This window comes from Pseudomonas sp. RC10-4-2, assembly GCF_050433085.1.
GTDB lineage: Bacteria > Pseudomonadota > Gammaproteobacteria > Pseudomonadales > Pseudomonadaceae > Pseudomonas > Pseudomonas aeruginosa.
Window position 1 is genome coordinate 115713 of the sequence record NZ_JBNPXX010000006.1, and the last position, 23399, is coordinate 139111.

General features: G+C 59.3%; 23 protein-coding genes and 2 pseudogenes. 7 read left to right on the plus strand and 18 right to left on the minus strand.

Translation table 11 applies throughout. The features are described 5' to 3' along the window. Nucleotides 1-4: 4 nt before the first annotated feature. Both FHW81_RS24240 and FHW81_RS24245 read left to right on the plus strand, forming a co-directional pair. On the plus strand, nucleotides 5-250 hold the full coding sequence (locus tag FHW81_RS24240) for a hypothetical protein (RefSeq protein WP_089030146.1): 246 nt from the start codon (nucleotides 5-7) through the stop codon (nucleotides 248-250). Between the two features lie 22 nt (nucleotides 251-272). Then, nucleotides 273-1184 carry a hypothetical protein gene (locus tag FHW81_RS24245; protein ID WP_089030145.1) on the plus strand — a complete coding sequence of 304 codons (912 nt, stop codon included), beginning with the start codon at nucleotides 273-275 and terminating at the stop codon, nucleotides 1182-1184. Between the two features lie 17 nt (nucleotides 1185-1201). On the opposite strand, the gene FHW81_RS24250 is transcribed toward FHW81_RS24245, so the two are convergent. Then, entirely contained in the window at nucleotides 1202-1555 is a 354-nt protein-coding gene (locus FHW81_RS24250) for a type II toxin-antitoxin system RelE/ParE family toxin (protein ID WP_089030144.1), read from the minus strand. Between the two features lie 3 nt (nucleotides 1556-1558). After that, nucleotides 1559-1831: a type II toxin-antitoxin system ParD family antitoxin gene (locus tag FHW81_RS24255; RefSeq protein WP_003123374.1), complete on the minus strand. Its 273-nt coding sequence runs from the start codon at nucleotides 1829-1831 to the stop codon at nucleotides 1559-1561. 118 nt (nucleotides 1832-1949) lie between these two features. Between FHW81_RS24255 and FHW81_RS24260 the strand changes: the two genes are divergently transcribed. Continuing rightward, nucleotides 1950-2303: a hypothetical protein gene (locus FHW81_RS24260; RefSeq protein ID WP_031654212.1), complete on the plus strand. Its 354-nt coding sequence runs from the start codon at nucleotides 1950-1952 to the stop codon at nucleotides 2301-2303. Between the two features lie 29 nt (nucleotides 2304-2332). Here FHW81_RS24260 and FHW81_RS24265 read toward each other — a convergent pair whose 3' ends face one another. The 6 genes from FHW81_RS24265 to FHW81_RS24290 all read right to left on the minus strand — a co-directional run bounded on the left by FHW81_RS24265 (nucleotide 2333) and on the right by FHW81_RS24290 (nucleotide 7820). Beyond that, nucleotides 2333-3868, minus strand: coding sequence for a conjugal transfer protein TraG N-terminal domain-containing protein (locus FHW81_RS24265; protein ID WP_023119749.1), 1536 nt, complete (start codon nucleotides 3866-3868; stop codon nucleotides 2333-2335). Continuing rightward, on the minus strand, nucleotides 3865-4221 hold the full coding sequence (locus tag FHW81_RS24270; RefSeq protein ID WP_023119748.1) for a hypothetical protein: 357 nt from the start codon (nucleotides 4219-4221) through the stop codon (nucleotides 3865-3867). The genes FHW81_RS24265 and FHW81_RS24270 overlap by 4 nt, the downstream gene beginning before the upstream one ends. Further along, entirely contained in the window at nucleotides 4221-5603 is a 1383-nt protein-coding gene (locus FHW81_RS24275) for an integrating conjugative element protein (RefSeq protein WP_003159687.1), read from the minus strand. Before FHW81_RS24275 ends, FHW81_RS24270 begins: the two co-directional genes overlap by 1 nt. Nucleotides 5604-5620: 17 nt before the next feature. Continuing rightward, entirely contained in the window at nucleotides 5621-6559 is a 939-nt protein-coding gene (locus FHW81_RS24280) for a TIGR03756 family integrating conjugative element protein (RefSeq protein WP_023103442.1), read from the minus strand. Then, the gene (locus FHW81_RS24285; RefSeq protein ID WP_079279831.1) at nucleotides 6559-6990 is read right to left on the minus strand and encodes a TIGR03757 family integrating conjugative element protein; all 432 of its coding nucleotides are present in this window, start codon (nucleotides 6988-6990) and stop codon (nucleotides 6559-6561) included. Before FHW81_RS24285 ends, FHW81_RS24280 begins: the two co-directional genes overlap by 1 nt. A gap of 395 nt (nucleotides 6991-7385) precedes the next feature. Continuing rightward, nucleotides 7386-7820 (minus strand): DUF1090 domain-containing protein, encoded by a 435-nt coding sequence (locus tag FHW81_RS24290; RefSeq protein WP_023103441.1) that lies wholly within the window; start codon nucleotides 7818-7820, stop codon nucleotides 7386-7388. A 463-nt stretch (nucleotides 7821-8283) separates the two neighbouring features. On the opposite strand from FHW81_RS24290, the gene FHW81_RS24295 reads away from it, so the two are divergent. The 4 genes from FHW81_RS24295 to FHW81_RS24310 all read left to right on the plus strand — a co-directional run bounded on the left by FHW81_RS24295 (nucleotide 8284) and on the right by FHW81_RS24310 (nucleotide 13284). Continuing rightward, nucleotides 8284-8874: a fimbrial protein gene (locus tag FHW81_RS24295; RefSeq protein ID WP_023103440.1), complete on the plus strand. Its 591-nt coding sequence runs from the start codon at nucleotides 8284-8286 to the stop codon at nucleotides 8872-8874. A gap of 75 nt (nucleotides 8875-8949) precedes the next feature. After that, on the plus strand, nucleotides 8950-9669 hold the full coding sequence (locus FHW81_RS24300) for a fimbrial biogenesis chaperone (RefSeq protein WP_023103439.1): 720 nt from the start codon (nucleotides 8950-8952) through the stop codon (nucleotides 9667-9669). Between the two features lie 92 nt (nucleotides 9670-9761). Continuing rightward, the gene (locus FHW81_RS24305) at nucleotides 9762-12281 is read left to right on the plus strand and encodes a fimbria/pilus outer membrane usher protein (RefSeq protein ID WP_079279845.1); all 2520 of its coding nucleotides are present in this window, start codon (nucleotides 9762-9764) and stop codon (nucleotides 12279-12281) included. Nucleotide 12282: 1 nt separating this feature from the next. Then, on the plus strand, nucleotides 12283-13284 hold the full coding sequence (locus FHW81_RS24310) for a fimbrial protein (protein WP_023103437.1): 1002 nt from the start codon (nucleotides 12283-12285) through the stop codon (nucleotides 13282-13284). Nucleotides 13285-13360: 76 nt separating this feature from the next. Here FHW81_RS24310 and FHW81_RS24315 read toward each other — a convergent pair. From FHW81_RS24315 to FHW81_RS24360, 10 genes and pseudogenes are all read right to left on the minus strand, one after another. After that, nucleotides 13361-14499: pseudogene (locus tag FHW81_RS24315) on the minus strand (IS3 family transposase). Between the two features lie 84 nt (nucleotides 14500-14583). After that, a complete protein-coding gene (locus FHW81_RS24320) occupies nucleotides 14584-15201 on the minus strand; it encodes a response regulator transcription factor (RefSeq protein WP_089030143.1) in 618 nt (205 codons plus the stop codon). A 716-nt stretch (nucleotides 15202-15917) separates the two neighbouring features. Then, nucleotides 15918-16349 (minus strand): annotated as a pseudogene (locus FHW81_RS24325) (DsbA family protein); the annotation flags it as partial. After that, nucleotides 16346-16630 (minus strand): hypothetical protein, encoded by a 285-nt coding sequence (locus FHW81_RS24330; RefSeq protein ID WP_003086159.1) that lies wholly within the window; start codon nucleotides 16628-16630, stop codon nucleotides 16346-16348. The gene FHW81_RS24330 and the pseudogene FHW81_RS24325, both read right to left, overlap by 4 nt. Then, a complete protein-coding gene (locus FHW81_RS24335; RefSeq protein WP_089030142.1) occupies nucleotides 16627-19569 on the minus strand; it encodes a conjugative transfer ATPase in 2943 nt (980 codons plus the stop codon). The genes FHW81_RS24330 and FHW81_RS24335 overlap by 4 nt, the downstream gene beginning before the upstream one ends. Beyond that, nucleotides 19569-20012 carry a TIGR03751 family conjugal transfer lipoprotein gene (locus FHW81_RS24340; protein ID WP_004347921.1) on the minus strand — a complete coding sequence of 148 codons (444 nt, stop codon included), beginning with the start codon at nucleotides 20010-20012 and terminating at the stop codon, nucleotides 19569-19571. Before FHW81_RS24340 ends, FHW81_RS24335 begins: the two co-directional genes overlap by 1 nt. After that, nucleotides 19990-21495, minus strand: a complete 1506-nt coding sequence (locus tag FHW81_RS24345) for a TIGR03752 family integrating conjugative element protein (protein WP_089030141.1) — start codon at nucleotides 21493-21495, stop codon at nucleotides 19990-19992. Before FHW81_RS24345 ends, FHW81_RS24340 begins: the two co-directional genes overlap by 23 nt. Next, nucleotides 21479-22360, minus strand: a complete 882-nt coding sequence (locus FHW81_RS24350; RefSeq protein WP_034063994.1) for a TIGR03749 family integrating conjugative element protein — start codon at nucleotides 22358-22360, stop codon at nucleotides 21479-21481. Before FHW81_RS24350 ends, FHW81_RS24345 begins: the two co-directional genes overlap by 17 nt. Next, nucleotides 22357-23016, minus strand: coding sequence for a PFL_4703 family integrating conjugative element protein (locus FHW81_RS24355; RefSeq protein ID WP_003086164.1), 660 nt, complete (start codon nucleotides 23014-23016; stop codon nucleotides 22357-22359). Before FHW81_RS24355 ends, FHW81_RS24350 begins: the two co-directional genes overlap by 4 nt. After that, a complete protein-coding gene (locus tag FHW81_RS24360; protein ID WP_003134190.1) occupies nucleotides 23013-23399 on the minus strand; it encodes a TIGR03750 family conjugal transfer protein in 387 nt (128 codons plus the stop codon). Before FHW81_RS24360 ends, FHW81_RS24355 begins: the two co-directional genes overlap by 4 nt.

Genomic DNA, 23399 nt, shown 5'->3' on the forward strand with positions numbered 1-23399 from the left:
AACGATGAACCATGACGACATACTGGATAACCGCGCAGAACTGCTCCACAAGCAGGAGGCGGATCCGGATGACAACGACGATCTGCGCCACAGTGAGCTGGTTTTTGCGTTGCAGGATAAACACCACATCTTCTCGCTTAGCTTGAGTACCATCCTTCAGTGCTTGAAAATGGCCGAGCATGAAGGTGCAGTCCCCGAACTTCCCGAGGGTTGGTGGAGCCGGATGGCTAATCGATACAGGCTGAATTGATTATTTTTATGGAGGGTAGGGGGTGGATGTCTACAAGTTGAAGCCAGAGGAAATCGATGAACGTCTAATCGAGCGCGAACGTTTCGAAGAAGAAACTCGACGGCAAGAGCCTTGGTTCTCCACTTCGGACAATGGCACGGTGGGACACTTCGCCGTTTGTCCTGCCTGCGACAACCCAGTACAAATCATAGGTCTTTATCATTTGCCCGCCAATGTGTCTCGTCCCTATGGGCGTCATTACGCTCGTTCGGTTCAAGATCTTGCCCCGGCGGATGAAGAGGCGCGAGAGAACTGCCCTTATTTCAAACCAAGGGTACACCAAAAGACAGAGCGGAAAACCTCGGTAAACGGCACGCCTCTGAAGATACTTAAAATACTAATCGCACAATTCGACAGGGTTGTCTACCTGTTGCAGAAAGAACTAGGTGTGAAATTCTCTAAAAACCTTGCTCTCCGGATGCTGGAACAGTACAGAAGGGAAAGAGGATATCTTTATACCGGGGCAACGCTGACCAATATACCCTGGGTATTTGCCTATATGGCTGATTCTCAGAGTCTTTTTGGACAGCTTTTGCTCGATGGTGAACTCGTTAATACAGTCTCCGCTGAAGTGCCGGCAGCCTCGATTGATGAATATGGCCGAGTTTCCTCGAAGGTAGATGAATCAGGGAGAAAGGAGTATTTCGATCTCAACATGTGCTTTGTGAGGCACCGATTTCGTAAGGACAGCCTTGAGGGTGAGCTGGTCGAGGGGATGGAAATGCTGGTTTCCACAAGGCGGAAAGGAAAGGCTATCGATATATATAAGAAGTCGATTGTATTTAACCGTCAGTACTTCCAAAGTTTGATTGCTTTGCCCGAGGATCATCCGCACAGAGACAATAGCCTGGTCGAGGCGGCGCGGCGGGTGCTGGGAGACTTGCTGCACGAATGAAAGGTTTGGCTGCGAGGTCATCTGTTGCGAGGCAGGTGTTGATCCAGATCCATGGAGTCGTGAAGCACGCGAACCACCTCGAGCACCTGGTCTGTCGCCACCCGGTAGAAGACGAAGTGCCTGGGCCGAACAACCTTACCGACGTTGGGCATCGAGCGGTAGTAAACGAGGTGGATGCTGCGCAGGCCAGCTCCCAGTTCTTCACGGCTGATGCTGCCTACCTGTTGTGGGTCTGTCGCAACTGCTTCCAGCGCCGCCCCTATGAGTGCCTGGTAACGTTGGCGTGCGGCATCGCCGAAGCGGTTGTGGGTGAAGCGCAGGATATCGACGATGTCCGCTTGGGCATCATGGGAGATGCGGTACTTGGCCATGCTTCAGTGGCTCGCCTGGTTGCCGAGCTCGTCGAGGTATTGGGCCAGGTCGTCGCTGGTGATCTCGTCGTACTCGCCGCGTTCCAGTTGCATCAGTCCACTGGATGTTGCGTTGCGGAGGGCTTCGAGCTTGGCGCTGTTCTGGGCTTCCTGCTGCAGCAACAGGCGTAGGCCTGCCCGGATGACCTCGCTGCGGTTTTGATAGCGGCCGGTCTCCACCAGCTCGTTGATGTCCTGCTCCATCGGATCAGGAAGGACGACGTTTCGAGTTGCCATGGGGGGCTCCAGTCCACAGATAGCTAGTGGCATAATATGCCATAAGGCTTGCCAGATCATCTTTTTCGTCGTATAGGTGATAGCAGGATGCCTCCCTCTGGGAGCCAGGAGATTGATGATGAACGCGCACACCAACAAAGGTTTTGCCTCCCGGATCGGTTTTGGTCTGGGTACGCTTGTGCGTTTCTGCCTGCATGATCCTCGGCCTGTAGTGCGCTGGGTCAAACGAGCCTGCCTGGTCGTGGTGCTGTTCGTTATCTTTGCTCAGAACTTTACCTGGCTTGCCAGCGCCTTCATGACCTTATTGTCGTTTGGGTTGATTGGGTGGGTGTTGGTTAAAGGTGACTTTTCGATCTTCCAACAGTTGGAAAAAGATGAAGCCCAAGCAGCTCCATATGGCCGAGATGTTTTCGGTAATGAGTTGGATTGGATGGGGCGACGAGATGATGGAGTTCTTTCTCGTGAAGACTAGTAAAAAAGGGGCCTTTAGCCCCTTCTCTGTCAATCCCCTTTGGGGGAGAACGACGATATTGCCTGCTTAGCTACGCCACCACCCTGTGCTCCTGCCTGTTGGACCCCTTTGACCCCGTTACTGAGATCGCTGAGGAGAGCTCCAACTTGGACGCCTGCCCAGCCTATAGCAGTTATCCACAGCATGGGCAATATAACGAACATTGCCCCCATCACGAAGTTCAATATTGCATCTTGAGTCGCCGTATTGAGGCCCATGACTGGGTTGAATGAAAGATGTGGTGATCCCGAACCATAGAAGGCATCAAGTATCGTGCTGTCGATATATCTGGCTAACTGAAACCAGAAATCGACGAACATCATCGCAAAGAAGACGACCGTCATCGTCATGGCAACTTTCAGTTGATAGGTGCCGATGACCAGGACCATCGGAATGCAGATGACCATGGCCATCTTCAGGAACGACATCACCATCGGCAGCGCCTGGCGGACCATATCCATCGCCGGGAAGTAGGCCAGGCTGCCCATTGCCACTCCGAGGGTGCCTCCGGCACGAGCCAGTCCATTCCAGACGGTTCCGCCTACCTGCCCACCGTAATCGGTGTAGACGTTGCCCTTGACCTGGCTGGAGGGGGAGATCACCTGGCGAATGACTGCCTCGGTTACCTCGTCCTGGTTCAGCCATTTCGCCCACTTGAGGAAGCTGGTCATCAGGTCCGGATCCACCTGGCCCTTGATCCGATCACGCAAACCAATCCCTGAGTCAGCCCACCACTGCTTGCAGGTTGGGTAGCCGCCACCACTGCCCACCTGAGGCAGGCCGGCATCGCGGGTGGCGTTGTAGGGCCACGACTGACGGGGACTCTTCGAGTAGTCGGTGTCGTAGTACCCCGGGGTGTTCAACAGGAATCGGGAGCCGATCCAGTTCAGGTCTTGCAACGCCTTGTTGTCCTCGGCGACGGAGCCCAGGTCGGGTTGTCGCATGAACAGCCGCGCACGGGAAGGCCCGTAGCAGTCCCTGGAGAAATCAGCGATTTCTTGTGCCAGCAGCGGGTTGTTCACGCGCGTGTTGTCCACTTCCATTCGCATCTGCCGCAGATCCGTGCCGCACGGAATGGCCGCGATGGCGCCGCTGGTGAAGCCCTTGGACAGGGCATGCATCATCGCCCACCAGAGCGGCATCTGCGCACTCTTGCCAGCCAGGCTGCTGAAGGAGCTCGACCAGCCGGTGTCCGCCGGTGCCGGCAGATTGTATTGGCACTGCTGGGCGCGGGCCTGGTCGAACTCGATGGTGTCGAAGCTCACGTTGACGACCGGGATCCCCGCCAGGGCGACCACGATGTAGCCGACGTAGATATGCGTCTCGATGCGGGCCAGAGACAGCACGCCCTTGTTGCCCTCGTCGGCGCCTTCCCCGCGAACTTTCAGCCATTCGCGCATCACGATGGCCGCGAACGGCACCGCGAATAGGCCAGTATCCGAGATCATGTTCCAGATCCCGTTGTTGATGATCCAGCCGAGGAGGGTGAGGTAATACTCCAGGTAATCATTGGTCATGAAGGTCATGCTGCGCCTCCAGTACGGAAGTACGCTTTGCTGAATTCGATGAGCAGGACCAGCAACAGCACCAGGATCTCGATCCGCCGAATGCGCCGCCGCTCATGCGCGCTCAGTTCCTTCTGCTGCTTGTGCTGCTTGAGCCGGAACCAGGCGATGGCCAGGGCGCAGTACAGCAGCGCCCGCCAGGCGAACAAGCTCCAGTAGTTGCTTTGCCGCCAGGCCTCCAGGCCCTGGATGCCACCGAAGTGGTTCAGGGCGAAGAGGCTGAGCAGCGTACCGAGCACTGCCAGGCCGATGACGATCAGCACTCCGACCAGTAGCTGACCGAGAAGCTTTCGGGTGGTGAGCGTATCTGCCATCACGGTCTCCCTCCCGACTTGCCGCCGGCGGCAGAGGGGGCCTGCAGGCGATCGAGGCGATCAGCATCGGGCGCCGACTCGAACACGCCACTGGACCCTGAGGCGCGTTGTTGCCCGCGCTCGATGACCCGCATGGGGGAATTGCTGGCCAACTCGCGACGGAGTTCCAGTTCGGTCTTGAGATTGGAGATCTCCTGCTGCAGGAGGCTGGTCTGCTGATCGACGGCTTGGGTGGCCAGGCCGTTGGCGGCGACGTTGGGCTCCTTGGCGCCGGCGAACATCAGGCGCTGCAGTAGCAGTGCCTTGCTGAGCACGTCCATCAGGGAGACATCGGACGCCAGGCGGCGCGCCAGGACGTCCTGGTCACGCTCGTCGCGCAGCGCCTCGATGACGCCGCGGGTAATTGGCAGAGCATCGGTGCCGGCCGCAGCCAGGTTCTCTGCAGTCAGTGGTTTGCTCTTCGACAGCAGCTCCTGCAGCGACTGGAGTTTCTTGTCGTAGGTCTCCTGGATCAGCGGGGTGAGGCCGACGCCCGCCGCCGTCACCGTCTTCTGGCAGCCTTCGCAGGTCTGTTGCTGTTGCTCCCCCAGTACCCGGGTGGCGAATGCGGCGGCTTCCTGGGGGGAGGACCAGGTGTTGCAGACCAGGCCGTTGTTGCAAGTGGCGGAAGGCACGCTCGACGAGTCATTCACTGAGCGGCTGGTCAACAGGTTGTAGCCCGCCCGGGTCACGTCGTTGACGATGCGAATGGGCTTCTGGCCGGAGCCGCCGGCCTTGTCTCCACCGACCCAGGTTACGCCATCGTTGCCGCCCTTCTTCTCCACTGCTTCGAGGGCGGATACGGCGTCTTTCCCGCCAGAGGCCAGTGTGGCGCCCAGGGCCTGGCCTTCGGCGATTTTCCCCCAGCCAGTCTGCTCGCCAGCGATGTCAGCCATCTTCTCGGCGATCGCTCTGCAAGTCCCTTTCGAGCGGTCGTAGTCGATCCGCGCCTGCAGGATGCCATTGGTGATCAGGTTGTAGAGCTGAGGGTTCGCGCGCTGGATGATCAACGCCGGCAGAGACATGACCGCGCCGGTCGCGTTCTGGATGACTGAGCCCATGATGTTCTGGAAACCCTGTGTGGCACCGTTGAGCTGGTTCTCCAGGGTGGTGCTCAGGTTCATGTTTCCGCACATCATGTCGTTGTTCCAGCCGAAGCCGACGCCGATCGAGTCCATCTGGCCGGCGCTGCCCATGCTCACCGCACTGCCGCCGCCAATGCTGTAGAGGACCTCGTCGCTGAGCACCGTGCCGGTCTTGGACACGTTGATCGGGTCGTCGGCCTGGGCAAGTTGCGCTGCGAGCAGCCACGTCAGCGCGACCGAGGTGATGTTCATTCGCATGATTCGTCTCCGTGTCCTTATTGGAAGTCGGTACTGCCGAGGAAGATCTGCCCCTTGCGCTGGCAGCAGGAGTAGGGGCGCCAGAGTGCCCAGGCGTAATCGCCGTCGACGGCTTGCGTCTTCGGCCCTGAGTTGGGAAACACCGCGCAGTTGAGGCTCAGGGACGGGGTCAGCTCCTGCCATTTACCGGTCGAGGCATCGCCCTCTCTCAGCTCGCCCGCCGGCCAGTAGCCGTCCTTCGGGGCTGCGCGCATGGGGAGGTAGACGTGGAGCTGGCCGATTCGCGTGGTGATGTCGCCGGCGCGCTGGGCGATGACGGCCGCCGTCTTGTAGTCGTCGGTCTGGTGCAGGAATCCGCTGCGCGGATAGAGGTTCCCCCACATGTCGCCGGAGAAGATTCCACCCACCTCGCGCAGCCCTGGGATCAACGCTTCGGGGTACACCTGCTCGGGGATTCCATGCCGCCAGCCAATGGCGTCCAATGTGCTGAGGAAGTAGGGCACCAGCGGGAAGGTGGCGCCAGGACAAACGTACCCAGAGGCGCTGGCGAACCGGCTGAACGTGGCCCCGCCAGGATGGCCGATCACATCCGCTTCCTTGAAGCGGCCGATGCTGTTCTCGGCCTTGTAGTTGGTGGTCGCGTCATTGCCGGCCTGGGCGAGTGGATTCGGTGTGCCCAGCGCCGACACCTCGGTCCAGGGGTTGCTCCCGGTATTCGCGTAGCTGGAGACGACTGCGTCAGGCACGTAGTGGCGGACCTTGACCGACGTCTTCACTTTGCAGCCATGCGGGCCGCAGAGCAGCCAGTAACAGATCCCGACGACCTTGTATTCGAGGCACTGAGGGGAAAGGGTGGAGGAGACGATGGCAGCGCTGTTGATCGCGGCCGAGGCCGTGAACGAGAGGCTGAAGGTAGCGGCCGCCGCTGCCAGGCGGCGGAGGTTGAGGCTGGTCATCAGCGCGACCTCCTGGCTTTGGCGATCAGCTCAAGAGCGCGCGAAACATCCGGTTCGCCGTAGACCACGTACTGCCTATCGACTACTACGGCAGGGATCTTCTCGACACCGAGACTCCACGCATCGGCGACGTCTTGTTGTGCCTTGACCAGCTCTGCCTGCAGGCGGCGCCCATCGGGGCTTTGTAGCAATCGCTTAAACGCCGCTTGAGCATGCTGTGGATCCTGGGGCAAGGCCGCAGTCAGTTGCTCTTCGAGGTGTTCCTGGGCGTCCAGAAACAGAACGCGCGACGATCCGGTGGCAGAGACCGGATGAGCCTTGTCGGTGATGACCCAGGTTTCGGCCTGGCTCGCGCCGCTCAGCAGTACCAGTAGTAAGCCAACGGCCAGCGTTTGTGGCCGCCAGCCAGGGGGGGAGTGATGAAGAGGCATGGGTCTGTACCGGTTCGAGGAATGTACAGACAGGAGACAGGATCGCTTGTGATGAAGCAGCAGGAAATCATCAGTGCGACGACGGAGTATTTTTCTAACGGATTTTCGGTTGTTTTCTTAGAACTGTACGTCAAAGCTTAAGCTTCAAATTTAGGGCGGAAGTCAGCCCGAGTCTTCAGTTTTGCGAGCTACGCGGGGAGCGTGCCAGATAGAGAAATTGGTGGTTAGGGAGCGAAAGCTCGCCCCCTTATGAAGCGCTTTGCTTATGCAGCACTTTGTAAGTCGACTTGATTGCAGAAGAACGGCAGCAGGACCATCCTAGCCCTTCGATTTCGATTCCCTGATGATGTTGGTTTGCAAACTCAGCGTGTTGACTTCAGATACCAAGCAAGTCCTCAACTACCACCCAGCATCGCTTGTGCCTCTCGTAGTTCGGTCGCTATTTCATTTAAGTCATCCTGCTTTTCCTGCAGTTTCCTTCGGGCCTTGGCAATTTTATTGCGTGTGCCCGTAGTTTGAGCTTCGTGTAGTTTGATCTGGGCCTCTCGCACGTCCTCCTGTTTATCGTGCAGTTTGCTTTCGAGTTTCATCACTCTCTTCTCCACGCTCGTGATCTGTCTGACGTAGCTGTGGTCTACACAATAGGCGTTTGTTCTACTCAGCGCCCTTTTCATTCCTTCCACTCGGTGGGTATTGCCGTACTTCTCCGCTTGCAGGATCTCATGTTCAATGGCAGCACGTTTATGTGCGCAATCAGCAGAGGCTGGAATAGAGATTACTGCCCCCATGGTGAGTACTAATGGAAATACTGAAATTTTCAGGTTTTTCATGGTTAAGTCCTTAACTGAAACTCAAAAGTAGGGCAATTGTCCCACCTCCCGCTTATTTGGTGCGGTCAGGTATACCTACAGATTCGCTTCCATCTAAGCCGTCGCAGTCAGGAGCGGGGCTGCTTTGATGTAGATGCCGGAGCACTGCCTGCAGCTCAACGCGACACAGTGACGTGTTGGGTGACCGCTCCATGCATGCACTTAAGCAACTACCTAGCATGTTTCCTCGCCCCACAGATCCTGAGTATGCCACTTTTTAAAGGATTATTGGATTCTAAGATGCAGAGAAGACTAACGGAACTGTTTGTCATCAAAAGTTCTCGCCACTTATCCAATTCGAGAGATAACTCGCTGCTTTCCAAGAAATTTCTTGTTAACACTGATCAGCTTGCCTCATAGAATTTTCTGGCGCTGAAACATAGCGTCATTTTTTGATATAAACCTGCACGGAAGTTTTGTTTCCATGAAAGCAATCAAGTCCCTGATGTTCTTCTCCGCCGCCAGCGTACTGAGCAGTAATGCTATGGCTGCCGACGGCACTATCAACTTCACCGGCGAGATCACCGCCGCATCCTGCGTTGCCTCCGCGGGTGCCGGCTCCTCCGTTGGCGGTACCAAAGGCCAGCAGATCGTCGATGTGAATCTGGGCAAGGTCAGCATGGACACATTGGCTGGTTCGAGCGAAGCGGGCCTTGCCGCCGGCACCTCGATCAACCTGAATCTGGATTGCGGCAATACCGCTGCCGGCCTGACCACCGTCAAGTTCGGTTTCGACCCGATGTCCGGCTCGGGCGTCGATCCGAAGAACAATAGCCTGCTGAAAATTACCGGCACCGCCACTGGTGTGGGAATCGGCATGTATGACGAGAACAGCAAGCTGATCAACTTGTCGGCGAACGAAGCCTATCGTGCGCCACTGACCGTCGTCGGCGAAGGCACAGAAGCCAAATACTCCGCCGCTCTAAACATGCGTGCCTCCTACGTCGCCAACGGCGACGTACTTGCGCCGGGCACCGCCAACGGCACCCTGCCGTTCACTCTCACTTACGAGTAAACCGCTGTAGCGGGCGGGGGCGCATCACGCCCCCGCGTTTTTCTATTCGCACCTTTGACTTTTTCCGAGCCAACCATGAAGCCTGGATTCCTTTTCCGTCTCTACACGCTGCTGACGCTGTCCATGATCGCTGGGACCTGCCTGGCCGGCATCCAGGTCGGCGGTACTCGCATCATCTTTCCCGCCAGCGACCATGAGGCGTCCATACAGGTCAGCAACCTGGGTGCCGAGGACATTATGATCCAGTCTTGGATAGAAGCCGAACCGGGCCGTGCTGAAGCAGATGTACCCTTCGCCGTTACGCCTTCACTTGCGCGACTGGGCCACCGCAAACAACAGACGCTGCGCATTTTTTACCAAGGCAAGGGCCTCGCGCAGGATCGTGAATCGGTGGTCTGGTTGAACATTCAGGAAATCCCGCAGATATCCGAATCCAGCAACAACCTGCAGGTCGCGTTCCGGCAGCGTCTCAAGTTGTTCTACCGACCCAACGGCCTTCCCGGTAGCGCAGACGAGGCCGCGAACCAATTGAAGTGGAACCTGCTCAAGACCGACGGTACGCCGACGGTGTTGGCCATCAACGATTCAGCCTTCCACGTTTCGCTGGCTCAGGTCCGCGTCATTGCCGACCACAAAGAATACCCAGTTGAGTCCGCTATGGTCGGCCCGCGGGACACACGCAAAATGATTATCAAGGGACTTCCCGCCGGCTTCAGTGGCGCTGCGGAGATTCGCTGGGAGTCGATCAACGACTACGGCGCCCTGAACAGGCACAACGCTCCACTCCAGTTCTGACGTCCTCCCCGTTCTCATCTCCGTTCAAATCTCGCGCACGCTGAGCTCTCGGCTCGCGTTCTTATGCGCACAGGAAAGTGCTGTTCATGAACATGAATGAATACAAGAAGAGGCCTAGAAAGAAGCGAACCTGGAAGTGTTCGAGCACCGGAATTCCTCTCCTCACCGCGGCCAGCCTACTGGGCACTACTTCGGTCTCTGCCGCGCAGTTCAACCCCATGTTCCTGCAGAACAAGGGCGCCGAAATCGATCTGCGCTACTTCGAACAAAACAATGGTGTTGTTCCGGGCAAGTACAGCGTAGATCTGTACCTTAACCAGCGTTTGGAACGCCGTGAGGATATCAGCTTCCGCGCAGATGACGAGGGTGGCTCCAACGACGCTCAGCCGGTTCTGAGCCTGAGCCTGCTGCGCGAAATCGGCGTGGACGTCGAACGCCTTAAGCGTGAAGGCATTGTTTCGTTTGACAGTGCGGACAATGACCCGGTGATCCTGCTACGCATCGAGGGGGCGTCCATAGAAATGGACGCCTCCCGACTCGCGCTGTACGTAAGCGTGCCACAAGCGTACATAAAACGCCGTTCGCGCGGCTACGTCGATCCCTCCCTGTGGGACGATGGCGTGACTGCCGCTTTCACCAACTATCAGCTGAACTTCAACCGTAACCGCGGCGATGGCTTCAAGAGCGACTATGCCTACTTGGGCCTGCGCAACGGATTCAACATCGGCCAGTGGCGCTTTCGCAACGACTCGTCGATCAGCCAGAGCACCGGTCTGTCGCGTCACTTCTCCAGCAACCGGACCTACTTGGAGCATGACATCACCGTGCTGAAAGGACGCTTCGCCATCGGTCAGCTCTACACCAGCGGAGATATCTTCGACAGCAGTCGCTTCCGGGGGCTGCAGTTGGCTTCGGACATCGGCATGTTGCCGGATAACGAATCTGGCTATGCTCCGATGGTGCGCGGTATCGCGGAAACCAATGCCACGGTAGAAGTTCGCCAGAATGGCTACGTCATTTACTCGACGACCGTGTCGCCTGGCGCCTTCGAGATCAGCGATATCTATCCCAGTGGTTCCAACGGCGATCTGGAAATTACGATCATCGAATCGGATGGCCGCGAGCGCAAGTTCACCCAGGCCTACTCTTACCTGCCGGTGATGGTGCGCCGCGGGACCTTCCAGTACAACCTGTCCCTGGGTCGCTACGACAACGAAGGGGAGGAGAATCCAAATCTTTGGCAAGGCACGGTGGTCTATGGAGCCAGCGACAACCTCACCACCTACGGCGGCTTACTCGGGGCCGACGGATACAATGCCGTCAATCTAGGACTGGGCCTTAACACGCCGGTAGGCGGTATGTCGCTGGACGTGACCAACAGCGATTCACACCCGGACCATGGTAAGGCCAGTACTGGGCAGAGTGCGCGATTCCTCTACTCCAAAACGCTCAACAGCACTAACACGACATTCACCATGGTCGGTTACCGCTATTCTACTTCCGGCTATCGCACACTCAGCGAGCACATTCAGGAAATGGCCGAGGCCAATCGCCAGAGCTTTATCAGCGCCAGACCCAAGAACCGCCTCGACCTGAGCATCAACCAGACCGTGTATAACAACGACTCGGTGTTTCTTAGCGTCGGTGAAACCACCTACTGGAACCGCAGAGGCAATACTCGCCGCATTCAGTTGGGCTACAGCGGCAATGTTGGCGAGGTCAGCTACAACATTTCCGCGTCACGTACCCAGAGCGCCGGGCGCTCGAAAGGCTCGGATGACCAAGTGGCGCTTTCGGTGAGCATTCCGTTCGGCTCCCGCTCGCGCTCGCAGCGCGTGTACAGCAGCTACACGACTGCAGGCAAAGGTGACGATAACCTGCAGGCGGGGGTCTCCGGGTACCTAAACGATGCCAGCACCCTGTCATACTCGGCACAGGCCGGCCAGGCCGGCAGCGATCACTCGGGAAGCGTAGGTCTGGGCTGGGATGCGCCCTCGGCCAAGCTCGCCGGCAACTATGCGAAATCCGGTTCATCTCGCCACTTGGACCTGACAGCTACCGGCTCAGTGGTCGCCCACAGCGGAGGGATCACCTTCGGTCAGCCCGTGGGTGAAACCTTCGCCCTAGTCGAGGTACCAGGCGTCAAAGGTGCCAGTCTGGAAGGCGCAACGGCGCGCACCAATGGCGCCGGCTATGCCATCGAAGGCTACGTGCAGCCTTACCGCTACAACGACCTCAGCCTCAACACCCAGACCCTGGGAACGGAGGTGGATGTCAGCGAGACCTCGACGCGGGTCGTGCCCCGCCGGGGCGCCGTGGTCAAGGCGCACTTCGACGCCTCCTCCGGACGACGCGTGCAATTCGACCTACTGCAGGCCAATGGCACGCGGATTCCCTTTGGCGCGCAGTTGTTCGACGGACAGAAACTGCTGGCCGTGGTGGACAACCAGTCCCGAGCGCTGGTGTTCGGCGTTACCGAGAAAGGCAAGTTGCAGGTGCGCTGGGCGGGGGGTAGTTGCAGCCTTCCCTATACATTACCTGAGCGCGATGCGTCCTTGGTGTACGACCAGGTGAAGGCGGTATGCATCGCTCAGCCAGCAACGGAGTCCTGAGATGAAATTGAAGCTTTTAGCCCTGGCGGCGACCTGCGCCGTGCTGGGTTCAAACTTGGCACAGGCGGCCAATCCGGATGGGTGCAGCTGGAATCCGCAGCAGAGCGCTGGTGTTGGCGACCAGAAAAGATACTTCACGATGGCTGCTCCGAGCCAGTTGGTGCTGCAGAGCGTGGCTATCGGCGGTGTCATGGCTAGTTCACCTAAGAAGAACATCCATAACGAAATGTTGCAAATAAAATGCCCTTATCCGGCCGCACAGGCCTACCGGGGCGAATATTACGTTTCCGACGCTGAACTGGCGGACGGGTTCACCGATGTGTACAAGACCGGCATTCCTGGTGTCGGCGTGCGTTTCAAGAGTGACATCAGCGGCACCGTTGGCAGCCTGCCGCGGGTCGACACCTATATGAACGGCAACACCATGTACATCAACGTGATCAAGGAGCTGCAGCTCGAATTCATCCGTACCGCGCGGGACGTCGCCCAGGGCATGGCGTTGATGAACTTCACCATCGAACAGGACATTAACGGCTGGGGTGCGGCGCAGATTAAGGTCGGAGGCAGCACCAATCTGGAAACCCGCAGCTACTTCTCCGGCTGCGCAGGCGTCGAGAAGCTCACTATTCCCCTCGGGAAGGTTTCCATCGGGGAAATCGGCAAACAGCAGAAGCAGTTCAATCTCGACGTGCTATGTTCCGGGCTGCCAGCGGGCACAAAGATTCCTGTACGAGTCTATTTCGAAGGTAGCTCCAATGGACCGGGGCGCCTGAACCTTGATGCAGGGGGAGCGAAAGGTGTGGAGATCGCACTTAAAGATGGGAGAGGTGCTCTACTGCCTTTCTCCAAGGGCAGCGCTCTTGCCATGGACTGGATCAACAGCCAGCCCGGCGGCGAGCTTTATCGGCTGTCCGTCAGTGCTGGCTATGCCCATAAGGACGTACAGACCGTTGAAGCCGGTATGGCGAACGGGACGCTGAACTACATTATCGATTACGACTGATCCAAGTGGGAGGCGGCGGGGCCGGGGTTGAAAATCCCGGCCTTTTTGTTTCAGAAGGGTGGGGCGATCACGGGGTCTACCCCGTTTCCACGGACGGTTTGAAAAGGGCTGAAAACTTCAGATCTTGCCGGACGGCTCTACGACGCATTCGTGGGTTATGAAACCGCTCGATGTAATCGAATAGATCCCCCGTGCTTCATCACGGGTCCGATACGATTGATGGGCAACCCGCTCTCGCTTAAGCAGACCGAAGAAGCCTTCACAGGCCGCGTTATCACCACAATGACCGACTGCACTCATGCTGCAAATCAGCGTGTTGCGATTCAGAAAGCGTTGGTAATCCGCACTGGTGAACTGACGGCCTCTATCGGAATGCAGAATTACCGACCAGTCGCCGTGGCGCTGCCAGATCGCCATCTCCACCGCTCGGATCACCATCTGCCGATCCTGGCGATGATGCATCGACCAACCGATCACCAACTTGCTGTACAGGTCGAGCACCACGCATAGGGACAGCTTGCCTTCCAAGGTGGCACTCCGCGATGTCCGTGACCCATTTGCGCTCCGGCTCAAGGGCGGTGAAGTTTCGTTCTAGCAAGTTGCTCACGCCGGCTGGACGGCTGGAGGCTGATCGACCAAAGTCACGCTTCTTCCGGCGCGGCCAGCCTTGAATGCGCTCTGCTGCCATCAGGCGGGCAACGTGGTTCAGACTGATGGTTTCGCCTTCGTCGAGCAGATCCTCGTGCATACGTGGCGCTCTGATCACGCCACGGCTGTCCTCGTGGATCTCACGAATACGCTTCACCAGACGCGCATTCGCTTGGGCACGCGGGCTTGGCGAAGCGTAATCACTGGCGGACCCTTTCAGACATCGGCACATCAATCGCACAGGGTACTCATTGCAGCAGCGCTGGATCACCGTGTACCGCTCGATGACTCCTTGGCAAAGTACGCTGCCGCGTCTCTTAAAAAATCACGCTCCTTGGTCACTCGGGCCAATTCGCGCTTGAGACGAGCAAGTTCCTCATCTCGCGGGCTTCCCGTGCCGAGAAAGGCCTTTTCTCCACCTGATTGTGCCTCTCGAACTCAGCGTGTGAGCAGGTTCGGAGCAACGCCAACCTCCAGGGCTACCTGCCGGCAGCTCGCCTCTGAACGGCGAACCAGCTCGATGGTTTCCCGCTTGAACTCTGGGCTGTCTCTCTTGCGCTTGGACATGAACACTCCTTCAGCTCAGCGTGAGCTTACTCGAAAATGTCCGTGGTAACGGGTACAACCCAGGCACGATGGCTCATTGTCGGCTCAGACCAGCTCATACCGGCGCGCGATATCGGCCAGCTCGATCACTGAGACTACCCCCAACTTGTTCTGAATGTTCACCTTGTGCCCGCTGACAGTCTTGCTGCTCAAGCTCAGCCGGGCAGCGATCTCGCCGTTGGAAAAACCCTCAGCCAACAGCTTAAGTATTTGCAGTTCCCGATCCGTGAGGTCTTCCAGGTCCCCCGTTGACTCTGGCTTTCCGAGCAGCGGCATACAACCCTTCGGGAAAAACACATAACCATCGGCAATCATTTCGATTGCTTTGATAAGCTTGCCGATAGATTCACTTTTGCTTATGAAACCACTCGCGCCGGCATGAAGGCAGCGTACTGCGTAGCTTTCCTTGGCCTGGGAGGTGAAAACTAGAACACGGGTATCGAGCTTCTCGCGGGTGATGCGCTTGAGTACGCTGAGGCCGTCAAGTTTCTCCAAGCCGATATCGAGAATGACTATGTCTGGCGACAACGTCTGAATCATGTGCAGCGCAGTCACTCCATCGCCTGTCTCACCAACAGCCTCGATCCCGATAGATACAAGGGCCTGGCTGATTGCCTGGCAGACTACAGGGTGATCATCGACGATTAGGGCTTTCATACTCATGCAACCACCGGAGTTATAAAGGCTTGAACACTTTGAAAAGCGGTAAAAGAAATCTCGGCGCGTCTCAACGTTACGCTTACCAGTATGGTCTATCGGATTTTTTTGACTAGGAGGTTTTTCCTGTTACATGGCTGGTTAATTCTGCCGCCCAAACTCCCTGGTCAGCGTCAAGATAGGTCCGTACATGCCTCCAGAAACTTCTTGATTTTTGAGTCAGGCGCAAGAAATTGGGTATCTCCAAGACCTCCACTCCCCGCTTGCACATCTTGCTGACGAGATAGAAGTGATTGTGCTAGGCCTAACTCAACCAGGCACATCATCGAACGGCAGTTAGTTTTAGGTGCTGGGCGCAGGCCGCTGGTGGGCTAGGGCTGGCGGACAGACCATCACTTTGTGCAATTTGCCGGTTTCGGAAGGGCACCTAGCTTGGTTTCTGTAGTACTTCTAGATACTTCCAATATACCTCACGATGGTCGGACTCCCCTTAATAAATCAAGGTTCTCAAGTATTAAACTCGGAATTTTGGAAAAACGCATGACATGTATCAAAATCGAGTGGTGCGAAAGGTGCCGGCGGTCGCTCTCTTGATAGGAAGCTTGTAGGAGCCACGCGGCGAAGACCCTTCGTCATCGAAATCAAACCGCCAATACCCCCACATCATGCCAAGCATCGAGCTTGAACCTGACCTGCGGAAACGTACCGATATGCTGAAAGCGTAGGCTGGGGACGTCTATCGTATCGGGGGTAGTCCAGCCGTTACCGGCGGACTGAGCGAAGATCGCGTCGATAGCGCTCCAAAATGCTTGGATTCTTGCGCACACTACCAGGCGAGCCTGGTAGTGTGCAGTCTCGCCACGCATCTGCAGCGGAGGATGGTACCATATCAGCTTAACGTCCGGATGGCTGTCTACCCAGCGCTTCAGCCGCGGGGTGTAGACCGTGCAGAAGGGGCACTCCAGGTCGGCGTATTCATTGATCGTCCAGCGCGCTTTCGCATCGCCGTAGAGGCTGTGGTTGGCTGGCAGGCCCTTCACCAGAAGCTCTACCCCTACGGCGGATGCAGCCAGCAAGACCAGCAGCAGCCCCGCCCAGGGCAGGGCGGGACCTTGAAATCGCTTCGCTGCCCAGCCGCCCTTGAACAGTCTCACGCTTGCCTCCGCTGTAGGATTTCCGCGCGGTCCACGGCCTCGATGAGCGCCTGTTGGGCCGTATCAGGCTGTGGATGTTGTTGTAGCCATTCATCCAGGAGCTGCTTTATCTGCGGGACGATATCCCGGCGATCGACTGCCCTCAGTTGAATCTGCTGCAGCTCCTCTATCAGTACAGGAGCGCATATCCTGAGCGTCTGCAGGGCATCCTCTTCGGGGTTCTGCAGGATCTGGGTCAGGTTGTCGATCAGGTTCTGGGTCAGCGAATTCAGAGCTCTCATTCGTCCTGGCACTCCACTGCCGGTTGGTCTGGGAAAACAATGGGGAAGGGTGGCAGGCCGCGCGCCTTGTCGAGATCCGCTGCGACCTGCAAGGCCGCCTCGAGCTCGTCGCAGCCGGTGGCTTGCATGATGTTGTAGCGCTGGTTCTTTTCTTCGTTTTCGGTCATGGCCAGGGCCAGGTAGAGACTCGGGGGAACCACACGGACGAGGTATTCTTTGCCCTTGGCCAGGAGCACGCCCTCGGTGAACTTGCCGCTTTCCTTGCGGGCCGAGAGCATCATCGACTTCTGCGCCGGCGACAGCTCGCGGAACCTGGAGATCTTCTCTACTTCGTCGGGGGGCATGTTCAGGCACAACCACCACTCGATCATGTTCAGCATCGGCGCCCCGGAGGCTGGGATGTCGTCGATGTTCTGGGTGGCGAGCCAGAACCAGGCGCCCAGTTTCCGCCACATCTTGGTGATCTTCATGGCGTAGGGCAGCAGCAGCGGGTGCTTGGTGATGATGTGCCCCTCATCGGTGATCTTGACGATTGGCCGGCCCTTGAACTGGTCGCGTTCGGCGATGTTGTTCACGGTGTTCAGCAGCGAGATGTAGGCGATCCCGAGCTGGGCGGCGTAGCCTTCGCGCGCGTAGGTCGCGAAATCCACCACGGTAAGGTCGGCCTCAGGCCAGGGCGTGCCTTCGCGATTGAACATCTCGCCGTCGGCGCCCATGCAGAACATCTGCATGGCTTCCGCCATTTCGGCGATCCGCGCGCGGCGTTCTGGCGCGGTGCTATCGCTCCTGGAGGCCTCGTAGAGCGCATCGCGCACGTCTTGGGTCAGTACCGTGCGGTTCGCGGCGGCGCAGGTCCTGGCCGCCGCCAGGATCGCCTGGCGGACGGCGCTGCGATCGGCACGGGTCAGGCGCGCATCTTCCTTCTCTTCGCCACCGGTAATCATGAGGCGGGCGACGATCTCCATCTCGCCCAGGATGTCTCGCTGGTCGTCGTCGAGGTCGGCCTTGCTGCCCTGGACCGAGTCCGAGGCCTCGATGTCTTCGGCGTCCAGGACCTTCACTTGGTCGGGGCTCTCGACCAGCTTGATGGCGTCCGCGAACGGCGCCAGGCTGACGCCGGAGCCCGGGGCGAGGCGCACCCGGTGGACCGAGAGGCCAAACCGCTTGGCGAAGTCGGCCAGCAGGCCGAAGCTGTTGCCCGCTTCCGCGACGAACATCCGCGGCAGGTACATGGCGAGCATCTGGCAGATGAGGTTGGTCAGGGACGCCGACTTGCCGGAGCCAGTTGGCCCGAAGATGAAGCCGTGGGCATTCATCTGCCGGTCCAGCTTGTTGAACGGGTCGAAGGTCAACGGCGCGCCGCCACGGTTGAACAGCGTGAAGCCAGGGTGTCCGGTACCGGTGGTGCGCCCCCAGATGGGCGACAGGTTGGCGATGTGCTGAGCGAACATCATCTGGGTGTACCACTCCAGGGCCCGCTTTTCGTTCGGATCGAAGTTCGAGGGCAACCAGCGCAGGTAGCTGTTCAGCGGTCCGACTTCGTTCTGCGGTTCGACCGGCACCAGGCCGGAGCCGAGCAGTACGTTGCTCAGGGTGATGCAGCGTTCCTCCAACTGGGTGTGGTCGCGGCCGCGCACGAACAGAGCGATCGCTCCGCGATAGAGCTTGTGCTCCCGGCCGATCAGGCGTCGAACGGTGGCCACGTCCTCGCGGGTGTGGATCGAGGCCTGGGTGTCACCAACGGCCTTTTTCGAGAGCTGCTGCAGATGCCCTTCCAGCATGTCCTGCGGCGTCACGACCATGGTGATGCACAGCAGCGTGTCCTCGGGCATTCGATCGAACAGGGCGTTGAGGCCATCGCCTTTGAGCGTCTCGCCGGTGAAGTGGCCTGTCAGCGGCGCTTTGTTCAACTGGTCGACCACAATCACTCGGTGCGGCATGGCATCGAAGAGCCATACGCCCTGGGTGGCATCGGAAACAGGCTGCCGATAGAACAGGTTCTGGGAGAAGTCAGTGCCGTCGGCCAGTGGCAATTCATCCTGCAGGATCGGTTCGTCCGGACGGCATACCAGTTCGTAGAAGCGACGTAGGTCCGCCTCGGCCTGGCCGAGGTGATCCGGGTGCGGGTTGAACCAGCGGATCAACCAGTTCCTGATCTCCTGTCCGCCCATGCGCGAAGCGACGATGCCGGCGTTCGCCAGGCCGCCTTGGATACGCTCGCAGATGGATTTCAGGTACGCCGCCGGGTCCTGTCCGCGAATCTGCGCATCCTCCTTGCGGATCCGGCGGTAGACGACCATCCGCACGCGGCGCTGTTGTCCTCGCCAGGGCAGCTTGCTGACGGCGGTGTCGACGAACAGTCCGCCCGGCTTCGAAATGCCCTCCAGGTGATGCTTCATGAGCGCCAGGTACATCTCGCTGAAGGCCGATCCTCGCGCTCGAGGATGGACGTACTGCCTCAACTGCTCCTGGAAATTGTCCCAGCTGATCTCGTCCTGGGCGTAGAACTGGACAATCCAGGGTGAGGTTTCGTGCTCGTCGAAGGAGTTCTGCAGGGCTTCTTTCAATGCGTCCCGGGCGTTCTGCATCCAATTGGGATCGCGGCCCTCGGTGCCCAAGGGCACCAGTTCGAAGAATGCGGCGCGCGAACGCCCATCCTCCAGGAGCATCACTTGCTCGTCGGGCAGGTACTCAGCCCAGGGCAGCAGGTCTACGAACGATGGGTCGTGATCGTAGAGGCGTGACGCTTCAGCCTGCGTGGCGCCATTCTTGCTCCCGGTGTTGGGCAGAGGAATACCCATGGCGGCCAGTCGCGCCAGATAGCGCTCAGTCGCTTCTTCCGCGGCCGCTACGTCCAGCGCTCCTGAATCTTCGGGAGCGTCTGCCGGTACCGACTGAGGCTGTGTGCGACCGCGCAGAAGGGTTTGAAAAAAGCCCATCAATAGTCCTCCGTGCGTTCGCCCGGCATGGCGTACTGGACTCGCTGGTAGAAGGGGAACACGGTGGTGTAGCCCGGTACCGGGGCGGGATCGCTGCCGGCCAGGTGCGGGAACACATACATGACCAGGTCGGGATTGGGCAATCGTTTGAACTGGCTGTGGATTTCGTTGCTGGCCGTGCGGGTGTAGTCGGCCTGGTCATTCGCGGAGGCAGCCTGCTGCGGATCGATTGGGCGCCGCAGCGTTTGCCTGGCATCGAGGAGTAGCCGGCCACGGCTGTTGCCTATCGAGCTGGTCGCACCTCGCTCCCAGACGTCGAGCATGTTGGCCTCGCCGTGGGGAAGCATCTCCTCCTTGCTGGTGGAGCACGCTGCCAGAACCAGCGTGCAGGCCAGGCCGGCGCAGAGACGAAGAAGGGGGTTAGTCCAGGTCTGCTGTTGCATGAGCGGCTCCAGAGCTGTAATCGACCTTGCGGCCCTTGAGTTCATAGTCGATCGCCAGTTGCTGATCGAGATGCACTGCGACCCGCGCACCTGGCTGCACGTAGACGGCGGCGAAGGCCTCCCCGTACAACTTGTTCATCCACTGCCGGATGTCGCTGACGCCGCCGGAGAGGATGCTGTTGAGGGCCGAGTTGCTGTTGGTTCCGGTCGTCCCGAAGCTGGTGCCGTTGCCGCTGAAGACGGTACTGGTGTTGTTCTCGTCGGCGTCCAGGAGCTTGGCGATGCCGGCCCCGGCAGCCGTGAGTAGGCTCTGATTGCCCAGGTACTCCTTGGCATTGGATCGGCGATCACCTGCGATGCATGGGATGCCGTAGGGGTCGCTGATCCAGCCGAGGCCGCCCTGGATGGTTTTCTGGTCGGCGCTGGCGGTCTGGTTGTTGTTGCTCTGGTTGTCATTCACCTCCTCGGCCGGCGCCGGGAAGGTGCGCACGGTCCCGTCGTTGAACACGAAAGTGAGGCTGCGGATCTGCCCACGCACGCAGGAGAGTGTCCAGTCGCCCGAGGCGGTCCCGCTGGCTACCGCGCCGGCGACGTCCGGCAGCTCGATGCCGTTGGCGGTGAGGTTGTCCGGGCCGATGAGGATTTTGAACGGGTAAGGATCATTGACCGTCCCGTCGACCGGCACACGACCGATCAGCGCAGACATGGCCACCGAGCCCATGAGCGTCGAGTTCTGCGGCAGCGTGTAGGTCTTACGGACGAGCTTGCGGTTTTCCAGGTCAGATCGCTGTTGGCCGACGGGGTGCAGCCCGTCATCGATCCGCTCCAGCGCGTTCTGTCCGCGATCGACCGCATTGCCCAAGGAGGTCGGGAAGCTGAATCCGCTCGGTTGGGTGGTGGAGCCGGCGGCCAGCGGTTGGCCATTGGCATCGACCGCGCGGGCGTCCTGGGGCTCGATCCAGACGATATCCGATGACGACGAGCCCGCTCCCTGAAAGTGCTGGCCATCCTCTGGTCGCACGCCGAATCCTACGGGCAGGTCGGTGTCGCCGGCCTCGGGAATGTGGGTTAAGTTCTCGAGCCGTTTCTGTACCTGGTCCAGGATCGTCTGGCTACGGTTCTCCTGCTGTTGCTGCAGCTCCTGGGCGGTGTTGTTGAGCTTCTGCTCTATGTTCTGATCGATGTTGCGCAGGCGGCCCTGCAGGTTCTCATTGGCGGCTTTGAGCGAGTCATTCTCCTGGATCACCTTGCTGATCTGGTCCTTGAGCTGCCGGCTTTCTGCCACGATGGTGCGTAGTGTGTCGGCGGGCGTGTCGCCGTCGATGCCCAGGGTTGCCGCTTCTTCCGACGTTACCGTCGGGGTTGCGGCGCCTTGTGACTGCGCGCTTTCCTTCTTGCCCATCATGCTCACGCCGATCAGGATGGCGCCGATCACGACGGGGATGACCAGCAATTTCAGGAGGGGATTACCGGTCAGCGCCACGACGGCCTCCTTTGGGATCGATCTGGCTGATGGAGGAGGGCAGGAGCGCGTCGGCAAGGCCGCGGCCGCGCGTCACCAGATACACGGTAGTAGTGTCGGAAGCGTCGCCCCGGGCCCCCAAGTACGGGTGCTGGAAGGTCGCGGCGACGAAATTGCCCATCAGGTCCCTGGGATCCAGGGCCAGGTGCTGGGCGCTGGCGTTCTGCAGCTTCACCGCCGTGACGTAGTAGTCGTCCAGCCGCCAGGCGCCCAAGGCGGTAGCCGTGATGGGTAGGCTGGGGAGCAGGGTGGTCAGGTCGAGCTGTCGCTTGACGCGCACCTGACCGACGCCATCCACCGGTTCCACCGTGCGAAGCGGGGCATAGAGCATCTGCGCCGCATAGCGCGTCAGAACCACGGGGACGGGCGTTTCGCGCGCGGCCTTCGGTACTTCTGCCTGCTCGGTCTGTTTCGCTGCTGCCGATGGCTGGGCTTCCCGGGGCTGGCCATAGTGCGGAGCCACGGGCTCGCCGGCGACGATCCTGACCGGCTCGCGCGGCTGTTGGTCGGCCGCTGCCTCGGTGGCGGCGATATCGATGAGCATCTGCTCGCCATTGGTCGCGTCCTGCAGGCGCAGGCGCGCTGGAGGAATCGGCTCGTTGGCAAGCAGGTAGAGTGCACCGCCGGTACTCTGGACGCGCAACTTGCCCTGCAGGTCCCGAGGAACGCCAACTCGCACGTTCTTGTCGACAAAGACAATACGTTCTTGGCCGACCGTCAACGGAATGGCCAGCGGAATGCGCTCCCAGCGCAGAATCTCCACCGCGTGGGCCAGTGTGGGTAGGGCAAGCATTAGCAAGAGCGAGCCTGTCGACTTCCGGATCATAGACCTCCCTCCCGCTTGGTGGGGGCGGCCGGCTCCTCAAGCTCGATACGTTGAGGCGTGTCGGAGTAGCAGTCCCACTGCAGGCCGAAGGGATTGGTCTCCGGGTCGACGTCGGCGCGGATAACGTGCAACGGGTAGCGGGCCAGCGCCCGCTTGATCTTCTCGCCGGCGTAATACTCCGTGCTGTCCATGTCCAGGTTGACGGTCCAGTCATTGATCGAGTGCTGGATCACGCGGCCATTGCTCTCGCCAATGCCTCGACCGGGGATTTCCGAAGTGGTGCGCTCGCGTCCCCTGAGCTCGCCGGCGTTACGACGAAACTCGAAGTCTTTCTCCAGGAAGACTTTGCAGGAGGGAGTGAGGTAGGCGGCGTAGCGGAACAGGTTTCCCTTGTAGTCCACCTCGCCGTCCTTGGGCCAACGTTGCACCTGCTGGAAGATGTAGAGACCGAATGCATAGACACTCTCTGGCGGAATGTCCCACCACAACCGGGTGCTTCCTGAGCGCAAGTCGGGCGGAATGTGGATCCAGAGGTCCTTGCGGGCTTCCCAGACGCAGTAGGCCAGCACAACGATGACCATGCACAGGAAGCCGGTGATGAACCGGAAGGTGTTGATGTGTGCCTGCTGTTGTGCAGTGTGTTTTCTGAAACTCATGGGGACTCCGTGCGTCGACTGGTCCAGGCGCCGGAGCGCGTCACCAGGTGACGATTGCCGAAGACGGGAAAGCGCAGCGAGAGGGCCAGCTCCACCTGGCGGTAGAACCAGGTGTCAGGCCGCCCCCGCTTCATCCGCCGCAGGACGCGGCTGCCGATACCCAGGCCGAGGGCGCCGACCAGCAGCGCGCCCAGTGGAATGCAGGCAGCGTTACCTGCGACCAAGGCAGCCGGGATGCCAAGAACGAACCCGGCTGCTCCGCTGGTGAAGACCGTGATCCACATTTCGTCTGCGGTCAGGCCGCCGATGACCACCGGTTGCCGGTTCAAACGGGTCGGCAGGAAGCTGAGGGTTCCATCCTGAAACAGGTGTTCTTCGGGCAT

Coding starts and splice junctions, on each gene's coding strand:
- FHW81_RS24240 (WP_089030146.1), top strand. CDS start 5: ATGAACCATGACGACATACTGGATAACCGCGCAGAACTGCTCCACAAG.
- FHW81_RS24250 (WP_089030144.1), bottom strand. CDS start 1,555: ATGGCCAAGTACCGCATCTCCCATGATGCCCAAGCGGACATCGTCGAT.
- FHW81_RS24255 (WP_003123374.1), bottom strand. CDS start 1,831: ATGGCAACTCGAAACGTCGTCCTTCCTGATCCGATGGAGCAGGACATC.
- FHW81_RS24260 (WP_031654212.1), top strand. CDS start 1,950: ATGAACGCGCACACCAACAAAGGTTTTGCCTCCCGGATCGGTTTTGGT.
- FHW81_RS24265 (WP_023119749.1), bottom strand. CDS start 3,868: ATGACCTTCATGACCAATGATTACCTGGAGTATTACCTCACCCTCCTC.
- FHW81_RS24270 (WP_023119748.1), bottom strand. CDS start 4,221: ATGGCAGATACGCTCACCACCCGAAAGCTTCTCGGTCAGCTACTGGTC.
- FHW81_RS24275 (WP_003159687.1), bottom strand. CDS start 5,603: ATGCGAATGAACATCACCTCGGTCGCGCTGACGTGGCTGCTCGCAGCG.
- FHW81_RS24280 (WP_023103442.1), bottom strand. CDS start 6,559: ATGACCAGCCTCAACCTCCGCCGCCTGGCAGCGGCGGCCGCTACCTTC.
- FHW81_RS24285 (WP_079279831.1), bottom strand. CDS start 6,990: ATGCCTCTTCATCACTCCCCCCCTGGCTGGCGGCCACAAACGCTGGCC.
- FHW81_RS24290 (WP_023103441.1), bottom strand. CDS start 7,820: ATGAAAAACCTGAAAATTTCAGTATTTCCATTAGTACTCACCATGGGG.
- FHW81_RS24295 (WP_023103440.1), top strand. CDS start 8,284: ATGAAAGCAATCAAGTCCCTGATGTTCTTCTCCGCCGCCAGCGTACTG.
- FHW81_RS24300 (WP_023103439.1), top strand. CDS start 8,950: ATGAAGCCTGGATTCCTTTTCCGTCTCTACACGCTGCTGACGCTGTCC.
- FHW81_RS24305 (WP_079279845.1), top strand. CDS start 9,762: ATGAATGAATACAAGAAGAGGCCTAGAAAGAAGCGAACCTGGAAGTGT.
- FHW81_RS24310 (WP_023103437.1), top strand. CDS start 12,283: ATGAAATTGAAGCTTTTAGCCCTGGCGGCGACCTGCGCCGTGCTGGGT.
- FHW81_RS24320 (WP_089030143.1), bottom strand. CDS start 15,201: ATGAGTATGAAAGCCCTAATCGTCGATGATCACCCTGTAGTCTGCCAG.
- FHW81_RS24330 (WP_003086159.1), bottom strand. CDS start 16,630: ATGAGAGCTCTGAATTCGCTGACCCAGAACCTGATCGACAACCTGACC.
- FHW81_RS24335 (WP_089030142.1), bottom strand. CDS start 19,569: ATGGGCTTTTTTCAAACCCTTCTGCGCGGTCGCACACAGCCTCAGTCG.
- FHW81_RS24340 (WP_004347921.1), bottom strand. CDS start 20,012: ATGCAACAGCAGACCTGGACTAACCCCCTTCTTCGTCTCTGCGCCGGC.
- FHW81_RS24350 (WP_034063994.1), bottom strand. CDS start 22,360: ATGATCCGGAAGTCGACAGGCTCGCTCTTGCTAATGCTTGCCCTACCC.
- FHW81_RS24355 (WP_003086164.1), bottom strand. CDS start 23,016: ATGAGTTTCAGAAAACACACTGCACAACAGCAGGCACACATCAACACC.
- FHW81_RS24360 (WP_003134190.1), bottom strand. CDS start 23,399: ATGCCCGAAGAACACCTGTTTCAGGATGGAACCCTCAGCTTCCTGCCG.